This is a genomic window from Rhodococcus sp. LB1 (genome assembly GCF_001583455.1).
GTDB classification, from domain to species: Bacteria; Actinomycetota; Actinomycetes; order Mycobacteriales; family Mycobacteriaceae; genus Rhodococcus_F; species Rhodococcus_F opacus.
In genome coordinates this window covers 26221-37140 of sequence record NZ_LTCZ01000006.1, presented here as the reverse complement: position 1 = coordinate 37140, position 10920 = coordinate 26221, and the positions used below count along the sequence as shown (strand labels likewise).

The following is a 10920-nucleotide window of genomic DNA, read 5'->3' as shown; positions in this document are numbered from 1 at the left end:
TGGCCGGGCACTTGCCCGGCGCCATCCACATCGAACTCGGCGCCCTCCCGGGCCGGGTCGACGACCTGCCCCGCGAGCCCACCGTGGTGATGTGCGGGCACGGCGAACGCGCGATGGGCGCCGCCAGCCTGCTCGAACGCGCCGGCCACCGACAGCTGACGGTGCTCGAGGGCGGTCCCGACGACTGGGCCCAGGCGACCGGGCGCACCCTCGAGACCGGCGCATGAGCAGAGACCGCCACAGGAGCACCACCTCGCCCCGGCCGATCCGACTCGGCCTGGGCCCCAACCTCGCCCAGTTCAGCCTGCTCGTCGCGGTCAACGCCCTCGTCGGTGGCATGGTCGGCCAACAGCAGACCGTGCTGCCGCTGCTCGCCTCAGGCGAATTCGGGCTGACCGGCTACACCTTCATCTTCACCTACGTAGCCGCGTTCGGAATCACCAAGGCCGCCGCCAACTACTTCGCCGGAGCCTGGTCCGATCGGTTCGGCCGCAAGCCGGTGCTGCTGGTGGGCTGGCTGTTCGCCATCCCCGTCCCGCTGATGCTCATCGCCGCCCCCAACTGGTGGTGGGTCGTGGCCGCCAACGTGCTGCTGGGCATCAACCAGGGCCTGACCTGGTCGACCACCGTGGTGATGAAGATCGACCTGGTCGGCCCCGCCCGCCGCGGCCTGGCGATGGGACTGAACGAGGCCGCCGGCTACGGCGCCGTGGCCGTCAGCTCGCTGATGGCCGGCTACCTCGCCGACCAGTACGGGCTACGACCGGCCCCGTTCCTGCTCGGACTCGCCTACACCGCGCTGGCCCTGCTGCTGTCCGGGGTATTCATCCGCGAAACCCGCGACCACGCGCGCCTGGAAGCCACCCAGCACACCCCGCGTGCGGACGGAATGCACGATCACCTGCACGCGGATCTGACCAACCGGCAAATCGCTGCGGCAACCAGTTTCACCGAACCCGCCCTGTCCTCGGCGAGTCAGGCCGGGCTGGTCAACAACCTCAACTTCGGGCTCTCCTGGGGCCTGTTCCCCCTGCTGTTCGCCACAGCCGACCTGGGCGCCGGGCAGATCGGTGTGCTCTTCGCCCTCTATCCCGGCGTTTGGGGCGCCGGACAATTGGTCACCGGCGCCCTTTCGGACCGGATCGGCCGCAAGCACCTGATCACCGCCGGCATGACCCTGCAAGCCGCAGCCCTGGCGCTGATCGCCGCCTCCCACGGCTTCACCGGGTGGGCGGCCGGCACGGTGCTGCTCGGGGCCGGGACCGCCATGGTCTACCCCACCCTGCTCGCCGTGATCGGCGACGTCGCCCACCCGGCCTGGCGCGGCCGCGCCGTCGGGATCTACCGGGTCTGGCGCGACAGCGGCTACGCCGTCGGCGCGATCCTCGGCGGCGTCGTCGCTGACCTGATGGGACTGCACGCCGCGGTCTGGGTGGCCGCCGCCGTCAGCGCCGCCTCCGCCCTCGCCGTCGCGGTCCGCATGTACGAAACCCACCCCAAACCCATCCGCACGAGCACGGAGCGTGCGCCGAGGGGTTGATCGCATCCCGGGGGAATGCGCTGCGGCGGCAGCCCATACAAGGACCGGCGCCTGGCCAGCTCCCGAGTGCAGTCGGCATGAGCAGCAGGGTCGCGAGCGCACGGCTCGTCTGCACCGCAGTGATCGAACGCACCAGGCGAGCATGACCGCCCGTCTGTGTGGCGAGGACGTACGCCGCCTACGTGTGGGTCAAGATCGCGGACCAGATCCTCGAATCGATTGCGCATTACTGCGTTCGAATCAACGACTCGGGACACTAACGGCGCCTCGCTGTGTCACGCCAACCCGGCGCCCCGGGTTGTAGGAAGTCCGGCGGGTTCAGGAAGTGCCTCGTTCATCATCCGGGGGAACCCGATTCACCGCCGTCTCGTCCGTCGAGGATGAGGTGGGCGCCACGGGAATGTCCTAGCACCTATCCCGGTTGATCTATATATACCCATGGGGGTATTTTGGGAGATGTTGATCGAGGTGACGATGATGAAGCTGACCGACGACCTGCCGCGTACGTGTCTTCCGGACGATCGGGGTGGCGGTGCCCCACAGCTGGTCGTGACCAGGGGCCCTGGGCCGGCGAAGGGTGCATCCCTTGCCGTCGACCGCGACATCACCGTGCTCGGCAGCCATCCCAGGTCGGAGATCGTGCTCGGCCACGGAACCGTCTCGCGTCGGCATGCCGAAATCCGCCGGGACGATGCAACGTTCACCCTGTGTGATGCCGGCTCTCTCAACGGAACTTATCTGAACCGGCAGCCCGTCGATTGCGCCGGACTGGTGGACGGCGACGAGGTTCAGATCGGAGTCTTTCGCATGCTCTTTCGACTACCCGCCGCGTCGTCGATGTGACAGCCGACCGTAACGGCGACGCCCGGAAATCGCGAGCACCCCGAGCGCCGGGCCGTAGTGCCCGCCGCTGATCATGAGGACCGCTGCAACGGGCAGCGGACCGATCTAGCCGCCGATCTGCTCGAGGGCCTCGTGGACGGCGAAACCTCATTCGCCGCCGGTGGTGGCGGTGGCATGCGAGAGCAGCGTCTTTCGCGGGGCTGCGGAACGCCTTGCCGACGCGTTAGGCGATCACCAACGCGCATGCGACCCAAAGGGTGCCGACGAACCCGAGGAAGGACTGTGATCACGGTGAGGACGTAGCCAGCGACGATCCATGCCCAGAATCGCGGGCCCGGTTCGCCAGCGGGTCGGAGACCGGCCGCGTCATCAGCGCGGCCGCCCCTCCGAATCCGGTGACGACCCCGACGACGAACGCGGTTGCACCCGGCAAGGCGAGTAGGGGCCGGTGATCGACCGGGCCCCTTCATAGACGAAGACCGCGAGCAGGCTGACCGTGCCGAACGCAACCACGAACCGCTACACGCCCACCGACGGCCGGGTCGATTCGGAAGCGTCGATGTGCGGAACGTGCGAGATCGGGGCGTTCCCCGCGGTGCGGAGGCCCCCTGGGTAGGTTCGGCGGCGGCGGGGTCGTGCGGCGTCACCCCTGCTCCTTGTGGGGGGCGGGGACCAACAGGACGGGGCGGCGGGCGTGGTGGACGAGTTTCGAGGACACTGATTCGCCGAGGAACCGCTCGAGCAGGGACATTGCGCCGCCGCGAGAGGTGCCGATGATGATCATCAGGGCATCGTTCGCTTCGGCGATCGTGGTCAACAGTTGCGCCGGATTCCCTTCCCGCGAGTAGTAGGCCCAGTTGCCGGGCAGCGCGGCCAGCATGGTGCAGGCCTCGCGGCGTTCTTGTTCGACGGCGTCGGCGAAGCGCTGTTCCCAGTCGTCCCGGTCGGGTTCGACGGGCATGTCGTCGATGTCGACGATGTGCGCGACGTGCAGAAAAGCATCGAGTCGGCCGGCGAGGTCCATCGCGTGGGTCAGGGCGGCGTGGCTGGCCGGGTGCCGGTCGAAGCCGACCACCAGATGGCACACCACCGGAGTGGAGGTCGCGGGTCCGTCGACACGCAGCGGGGTGCGCCAGTCCCGCAGCGTCTCCCGCGTCGGGTGGTTGTCGTTATTGGTCATGGTCGTCTTCTCCTCATACCCCAGCAGCCAGGGCGAGACCGGCACCGCCAGCGACGACGGTCACCAGCAGGGTGCCGACCGCGCGACGCCGGGCGGCGTACCGCTGGCTGGGATCAGCCGCACGGTCTCGAAACTGGCGGTGCTGAAGGTCGTGTACCCGCCACAGAACCCGACACCCACGATCAGCTGAACTTCCGGCGGGACATCGTGAAAGAGAACCAACCCGGCCACGAACCCGAGGAGCAGCGACCCGGTCACGTTGAGGAATCAGTACGGCCGCGTCGACGGGGTGGGGCGGGTGGATGGATACGACCAGAAGCCTCTCCGAGTCCCTGGTGTGATGCGGGATTGTCCAGTTCCGGCCCGCACTGTCAGCTCTTCGGCTCGGGGGTGCGCAGTTGAGGCGACGTGGGTGGCTCGTCCAAGTCGATCGTCGACCGCACGGACCTACTGGTGTGTCCGCCTTGAGCGGTTCTCGGCCCTGTTGCCCGGTGCCAGCCCAGGTCAGCACCGTTGACCACCACCATGTTGTTGTCGATCGGGCCCTTGTCGCGCCCGAGCCCGTCGACCACAGTCCGGTAGATCCCGGTGACGAGGATTGCCTGGTGACGGTGGTGGAAGTGACCGTGCCACAGACGTCGGGGACGCACATGATCGACGATGGTCCGTAGCCGGACGCGGTTGGCCTCCGATGCGTGACGCTCGTCGGCGGGGAAGCCCTGCCGGTCACGGTCCATACCCGGGACGGTGATCCCCTACGGGCAGTCATGGCAGAACATCACCTCGGCGGGTCCGGCATCGGCGATACGGCGCACGTCGTCGTCGGTGATGGTCTCCTGTGGCCACCACGACGTGCCGGGGATCCGCAGGAAACGGTCGATCGAGTAGGCCCCGCCCACCGCCAGACACCGCGTGTTGCCCCACCGCCAGCGCAGACCCCGCGGTAGGTGAACGATCCGATTCCGCAGGTAACGGAGGCCCGTCCGAGGCGATCGGCTGGGCCAGCAGCCAGTCGAAGTTCTCATGGTTGCCCTCGACGAATCCGAGCACCAGATCGTGCTCGTCGAGCGCACGGTCGAGCGCATCGAGATAGGCATCGGTGAACGCGTAGCCGAAGTCCCCGAGGTGGATCAGGACGTCGGCGTTGCGTTTCGCCGCATGTGCGATGGCCACGGCACCGTATGCGGTGTTGGCGAGCCAGTCCCCCGCGATCGCCACCCGCCCAGGGCTGGTGCACAGAAATCGCCCGGTCCCGGGGTTCTCGAGCTGGTGGTGGAGCATCTCAAACCACCTCTCTCGCTGCGTTTTCGGTGGCCGCGCCCACGGTCAGATCAGGTGCAGACTCGACGGGCGCGCCAGTCGCCGGACCGGAGCGCGTGTGCTCGGTCGACGCCAACCATTGCGATTGGCATGCAACGCGTGTGAGGTCCGATACCTGGCGTCGTGTCTGGGCGGTCTTCTGACTACGGGACCTCTCCGCCGTGGCGCACAACTGATCGTCCACCGGTTTTCGGGGGCGAGATCGTGCACTGGGTCGTCAGTCGGGGTGTCCGCCGTGCGGGACGGTCAACGGGAGGGATCGGCCGACGAGACTTCGCCGCAGGATCGGCAGGGATGTCGCGATCTGCCGGATCTGTGTGACGGAGGCGGCCTGCGGGGCCGCGATCATCGCCGGGACCCCGGCATCGCCCGCCTCGCGCAGTTCGATGTCGAGTGGCACCTGCCCCAGGAGCGGTGCGGCGATGGCCTCGGCGAGACGCTGACCGCCTCCGGCGCCGAACAGCGCCGTGCTCTCGTGGCACGACGAGCAGATCATCGCGGACATGTTCTCCACGACGCCGGCGACCGGCATCCGTGAGTCGCGGGCCATCCGGCCGACCCGCTGGGCGACGGTCTGGGCCGCCGGCTGCGGTGTGGTGACGACGACGAGTGCTGCGTCGGGCACGAGCTCGAGCAGCGAGAGTGTCACGTCGCCGGTGCCGGGTGGGAGGTCGATGAGCAGAACATCGAGTTCACCCCAGTACACATCGTCCAAGAACTGCTCGATCGCCTTGTGCAGCATCGGGCCACGCCAGACGACCGGCTCGTCGTCCCGGACGAAGAACCCCACCGACATCAACGCGACCCCGAAGGCCTCGACCGGCAGCATCAGTCCCTTCAGCGCGACCGGCGCTCGGTGCACCCCGAACAGGTGCGGGATCGAGTATCCCCAGACGTCGGCGTCGAGAATGCCGACCCGCTTCCCCTGCCGGACCAGGGCCACCGCAAGGTTGGCCGTGATCGTGGACTTACCCACGCCACCCTTGCCGGAGGCCACGGCATACACCTGGGTTGCCGAACCCAGTCCGAACGAGTTGGCGCCCCGTGGCCCGGCGCCGCGAAGTCGTGCGGCGAGCCGCATACGCTCGCCCTCGCCCATCGCCGCGAAGGCGACCTCGACGCCGGAGACGCCGGCGATGGCGCGGACTGCCGCGGTGACGTCGGCGGCGAGGGCCTCCTGCAGGGGGCAGAAGGGCGTCGTGAGCCGGACAGTCACCCGCGCGACGCCGGAGCGGTCGACTTCCACCTCGCCGAGCATCCCGGCCTCCTCGAGGGGCAGGTGCAGCTCGGGATCCTCGACGCGTGCCAGCGCAGTGCGCACGTCGGCCGGATCGACCTTCGCGTCGGCACGCCTCCGCGACAACAGGCTCATGCTCGCTCCTCCGCGCCGGGCGATCGGAAGGCGCGTCGGCGGGGTTTGACCGGACGCATCATGAACTCTGGACGGCGCAGCCCGGACCGGCTCGGTCCGGGACGGGTGTTGTCCATCCAGGCGCGGTACACCTCACGGGACCGCTGCGTGTCCACCACCACATCGCCGTACCGGTCGTCCGCGTGGGCTCTCTCGACGCGCACCTTCTGGTGCCAGCAGTGCATGCCCGAGACCGGGTCGGGATGCACCGCGAATGCGAGGTTCTGGTGCACACCGGGGTCGTCCCAGTAGATCCGGTCGCTGTCCGGGTCGTCACTGTGGAACGGCTTCACCCCTTCCTTGTAGCGCAGCCTCCACACCCCGTTGCCGTCGTTGCCGAGGTCGACCAGGCCCATCACCCACCGGGATCCCGCGTTCTCGGACGTGCGCCACCGGCCCATGTGGTGGGAGAGCCCCATGACACCGGGGCGGATCGCCTCGGTGGACCAGACGCGGGCCACGAAGTAGCCGATCTCGGTGTTGACCCGGACCAGATCGCCCGTGTCGACCCCGAAGCGCCGGGCGTCCACGCTGTTCATCCACAGGGGATGGGTGTTGCTGATCTCGTTGAGGTACTTGGCATTACCTGATCGCGTGTGGACCAGGGTCGGGAGCCGGAAGGTCGGCATCAGCACAATCTCGTTGTGGGCCTGGTCGATCGAGCGGTAGCTGACGTGGGACTCGATGTAGCCGGGTGTGGCGTACTCCTCCCACCCGAAGTCGACCATGGTGTCGCTGAACAGCTCGAGTTTGCGCGACGGCGTGAGCCAGCCGGCGGTCCTGCTGCCGTCCGCGTGGACGACTCCCACCGCACCCGCCTCCCCGACCAGCGGCGGGGTCGAATCGAGGGTGACGGGTTTGCGGAGCACACCGTTGCCGTCCGGGGTCGCCCCGTCGGTTTCGGCGTCCGACAGTGGCCGCTCGTCGAGTCGATAGGCATCCTTGGTGACCTCGAAGACGCCGTACTTTCGCATGTATTGCAGGGGGGTCAGCCCCTGGCCGGCGGCGGCTTGTGGCAGGCCGGGCACGCTGTTCTCGAAGACCCAGCGGTAGTACTCGTCGACGGTGACCTTCTCGCCCGGCCGGTACGGCGACTCGAAGTACTTCCGGATGCCGAGGCTGCCGTCGGGGTCGATCCGCCAGGACAGCTCGAACCAGAACTCGTTCTCCTCCCACACCTCCCCCGGGTTGGACTCACGGGAGTCGGACACGAGCCGGCCCATCTTCTCCAGGGCCACCCGGGTGACCGGCTGGCGGAATCCGAGCCACTTGCCGGCGTACTGCTCGTAGGACTGGGTGTCGTGCCGTTCGGTGCTGTGCCCCATCGGCAGCACGTAATCCGCGAATGTCGCCGTCTCCGACCACGTCGGGGTGAGCGCGACGTGGCAGCCGACGAGCGACTCGTCGGTCAGGGCCTTCAGCCAGCTGAAGCCGTCGGGGTTGGTCCACACCGGGTTGTAGACGCGGGAGAAGTACATCGACAGCTTCCCGCGGCCGTCCTCGAGCAGGTGAGGCAGCAGGATCGACATCTCGTTGGTCGACAGTGGGAATTCGGCAGGCCAGATCATCTCGTTCCACGACTGGTGTCCCTCGGGGACGTTGGGGCCGTGGGCGATGATCTTGTCCCAGCCGTTGGGGCTGGTGCCGCCCTTGGTGCCGACGCTGCCGGTGAGCACGTTGAGGAAGAACAGGGCCCGCGACACCTGCCACCCGCCGAGGTTGCCGGACGCCGCGGCGCGCCAGACGTGCGCCGACAGTGCTGTACCGGCGGTGGCGACGATCCGGGCTAGCTCGGCAATCTGCTCCTCGGGCACCTGCGCCTCCTGCGCCGCGTAGGCGAAGGTGTATCCGGCGTAGTCGTCGGTCAACGCGCGGATGAACTGGTCGAAGTCGTCGGCAGGGTGCTCGGGGTGGCGGCGTGTCATGTACGTCGACCAGTTCACCCAGCGGCGGATGAATGCCCGGTCGATCTGGCCGGTTCGGAGCAGGTACGCCGCGACGGCCAGCAGGATCGCGGCCTCGCTTCCTGGCCACGGGGCAATCCAGAGGTCGGCGTGGGAGGCCGTGTTCGACAGCCGCGGATCGAGCACGACGACCGTGGCTCCGCCCTCGATCTTGCCCTCCATGATCCGTTGCGCGTGCGGGTTGAAGTAGTGCCCGGCCTCGAGATGACTCGAAATCAGCAGGATCACCTTCGCGTTCGCATAGTCCGGCGAGGGCCGGTCGTAGCCGCCCCAGAGCGAGTAGCCGAGCCGCGCGCCGGCGGAACAGATGTTGGTGTGGCTGTTGTGCCCGTCTACGCCCCACGCCAGGAGGAACCGTTCGGCGAAGCCGTCCTCGCCGGGCCGCCCGACGTGGTACATGACCTCGTCCCGGCGGTCCTCGACGATGGCGGCCCGGATCCGGGCCGCGATGTCGTCGAGCGCGTCGTCCCAGCTGACCCGATCCCACCGGCCGCTGCCGCGGGTGCCGACGCGCTTGAGCGGGTGCAGGATCCGCTCGGGGTCGTTGACCTGGTTGATCGTCGCGGGACCCTTGGCGCAGTTGCGCCCTCGCGAGCCTGGGTGGGCAGGGTTGCCCTCCACCCTCTTGATGGACATGTCCGACTTGTCCACGTAGGCGAGCAGTCCGCAGGCCGACTCGCAGTTGAAGCACGTGGTGGGCACCAGCATGTACTCGTGTGGCACCTTGCGCGGGTGCGCCTTGGCGTCGTATTCGACGTGGTGATCCCAGTTCTCGACCGGCGGGAAGTTCCGCAGCCGTTCGTGCGTGCGTTCGCCCGGCATCGCCGGCGAGGCCGGTGTGCGGTCCGTCTCGGCAGTCATGGCTGGTCCCTTCGGCGTGGTCGTTCGTTCACGAGAGCGGCGGGTCCTGGCCCGCCCGGACGTAGGCCGTCTCGTAGTCGAGGAGAGCGACCTGGGCCAGCAGGCCCGCGAGGACGAGGAGCACGGCACTGCCGGACCCGGTCCACGCGGGCGCGGCCAGCGCGGCCGCCAGCACCGCCGGGGCGATGGCTCCCAACCAGAACAGTCGCGCGTAGCGGCCGTGCGTGATGATGTGCGCGGCCACGGACGCCTGGCGGCTGGCGTGGCTGCTCGAGTACTCGATGCCCAGCATCATCAGGTGCAGGCCCGTCGAGAGCACGAACGCACGGGTGAGGAAAGCGGTTGCGCCACTGGCGAGGTCCGCGAACGGGGCCATGACGAGGAGGGCCCCGGTGCCGACCATTCCAGCCTGCACGAGCAGGTGCCAGAACAGCAGCGGCGACTGCCACAGGTCGCGGCCCTCGGCCTGCCCGAAGAGGAAGCCGGTGTAGCCGGCGACGAGCGCGCCGAATGGGATGGCGAGCCAGGCCAGCACGGTCTGGGCCCACCCGATCTCGAGGAGGGCGGCGAGGATCCACAGGACCGCGCCGCCGGCGAAGGCGGCCAGGGCGTAGGCGCCCCAGACGAGCCATGAGGTCCAGTTGGACTCGAGGAAGATGTAGAGGAACCGCTCGGGCCGCTTGAGGTCCCAGATCAGCAGGGCCCCGGTGGCGGCGGCGCCGAGCAGGGCGACGGCGGGTGCGCCGTAAGCGCCGACCCAGCCCAGGTCGACGCCGAGGAGGTGGGCCAGCCCGGCGATGGCCAGCGCGCCGGCGGCCACGGCCTTGGTCCACAGGTAGGTCGTCACCCGCCATCCCCACGGCCGGGGGTGCGCGGTGTTCAGCGTGGTGCGCGCCCGGGTGGTGGGGTCGCCGGGCAGATCGGCGGCAGTCTCGAGGCGTTGCGCGTCCGGCTTCGCCCACAGGTAGGTGTCGGCGACCGGTGCGGCCAGCGGGTCGAGGACGGCGTGGTCGGCGCCGAGGTAGAAGACGTTGGGCCCGGTGTTCTGCTCCGGGGAGCGCACCGCGGTCTCGTGGGTGCTGATCAAGCCGGCGATGCCGCTCGTCGGGTCGTCGAGGTCGCCGACCCAGATCGAGTGGGTGGGGCAGACCACCACGCAGGCGGGCTCCATGTCGTTGTCGATCCGATGCGCGCACAGGTTGCACTTGGCTGCGGTGTGGGTGTCCTCGTCGATGTAGAGGGCGTCGTAGGGGCAGGCCTGCATGCAGCTCTTGCAGCCGATGCAGCGCTCGTTGTCGAAGTCGACGATGCCGTCGTCGCGCTTGAACAGCGCCTGAGTGGGGCAGATCTTTACGCACGGGGCGTCGGTGCAGTGGTTGCAGCGCATCACCCCGAAGGAGCGGGTGGTGTCCGGGAACTCGCCGGTGTCGACGTATTTCACCCAGGTGCGGAACTGCCCGACCGGCACCTCGTGCTCGGTCTTGCAGGCCACCGTGCATGCGTGACAGCCGATGCAGGTGCGTTGGTCGATGGCGAAGCCGTAGCGCACCGACCTCACTTCTTCCGGATGATGTAGCGGTAGACGCCGTCTTCGCTGGTGCGCTCGAGCAGTTCGTTCCCGGTGTCCCTCGCCCACGACGGGATGTCGGTCCTCGACCCGCCGTCGGTGGCCTCGACGAGCAAGATCTGCCCGGACTCGAGTTTCCTGGCCGCACGCGAGGCGAGGAGCACCGGCATCGGGCACTTCTGGCCCTTGGCGTCGATGGTGACGTCGATCTGATAATTCACGGCGGGCTCCCTG

Annotated in this window: 11 protein-coding genes and 1 pseudogene; 3 read left to right on the top strand and 9 right to left on the bottom strand. The window is 68.7% G+C overall.

The window, feature by feature from the left end:
* The 3 genes from AZG88_RS01595 to AZG88_RS01585 form a co-directional block, all read left to right on the top strand.
* A partial coding sequence (locus AZG88_RS01595; protein WP_197487756.1) for a rhodanese-like domain-containing protein occupies positions 1-227 on the top strand: 227 nt, incomplete at its 5' end.
* Entirely contained in the window at positions 224-1540 is a 1317-nt protein-coding gene (locus AZG88_RS01590) for an MFS transporter (protein ID WP_061696833.1), read from the top strand. The genes AZG88_RS01595 and AZG88_RS01590, both read left to right, overlap by 4 nt.
* Positions 1541-2017: 477 nt before the next feature.
* Positions 2018-2383: an FHA domain-containing protein gene (locus tag AZG88_RS01585; RefSeq protein ID WP_231913763.1), complete on the top strand. Its 366-nt coding sequence runs from the start codon at positions 2018-2020 to the stop codon at positions 2381-2383.
* A gap of 21 nt (positions 2384-2404) precedes the next feature.
* Here the strand turns inward: AZG88_RS01585 and AZG88_RS53250 are convergent.
* From AZG88_RS53250 to AZG88_RS01550, 9 genes and pseudogenes are all read right to left on the bottom strand, one after another.
* Positions 2405-2896, bottom strand: a pseudogene (locus AZG88_RS53250) (MFS transporter); the annotation flags it as partial.
* Positions 2897-3026: 130 nt separating this feature from the next.
* Positions 3027-3563, bottom strand: a complete 537-nt coding sequence (locus AZG88_RS01580) for a universal stress protein (RefSeq protein ID WP_061045044.1) — start codon at positions 3561-3563, stop codon at positions 3027-3029.
* 60 nt (positions 3564-3623) lie between these two features.
* On the bottom strand, positions 3624-3794 hold the full coding sequence (locus AZG88_RS49400; protein WP_373560043.1) for a fluoride efflux transporter FluC: 171 nt from the start codon (positions 3792-3794) through the stop codon (positions 3624-3626).
* Between the two features lie 140 nt (positions 3795-3934).
* Positions 3935-4300, bottom strand: a complete 366-nt coding sequence (locus AZG88_RS49205; protein WP_063886762.1) for a hypothetical protein — start codon at positions 4298-4300, stop codon at positions 3935-3937.
* 28 nt (positions 4301-4328) lie between these two features.
* Positions 4329-4844, bottom strand: a complete 516-nt coding sequence (locus tag AZG88_RS53245; protein ID WP_231913762.1) for a hypothetical protein — start codon at positions 4842-4844, stop codon at positions 4329-4331.
* 256 nt (positions 4845-5100) lie between these two features.
* The gene (locus AZG88_RS01565) at positions 5101-6255 is read right to left on the bottom strand and encodes an Mrp/NBP35 family ATP-binding protein (RefSeq protein ID WP_061696832.1); all 1155 of its coding nucleotides are present in this window, start codon (positions 6253-6255) and stop codon (positions 5101-5103) included.
* The gene (locus tag AZG88_RS01560) at positions 6252-9119 is read right to left on the bottom strand and encodes a molybdopterin-dependent oxidoreductase (protein ID WP_061696831.1); all 2868 of its coding nucleotides are present in this window, start codon (positions 9117-9119) and stop codon (positions 6252-6254) included. The genes AZG88_RS01565 and AZG88_RS01560 overlap by 4 nt, the downstream gene beginning before the upstream one ends.
* A 28-nt stretch (positions 9120-9147) precedes the next feature.
* Complete coding sequence (locus AZG88_RS01555; protein ID WP_231913760.1) at positions 9148-10677, bottom strand: 4Fe-4S dicluster domain-containing protein; 1530 nt, start codon at positions 10675-10677, stop codon at positions 9148-9150.
* Positions 10674-10907, bottom strand: coding sequence for a sulfurtransferase TusA family protein (locus AZG88_RS01550; protein WP_061045048.1), 234 nt, complete (start codon positions 10905-10907; stop codon positions 10674-10676). Before AZG88_RS01550 ends, AZG88_RS01555 begins: the two co-directional genes overlap by 4 nt.
* Positions 10908-10920 lie beyond the last annotated feature (13 nt).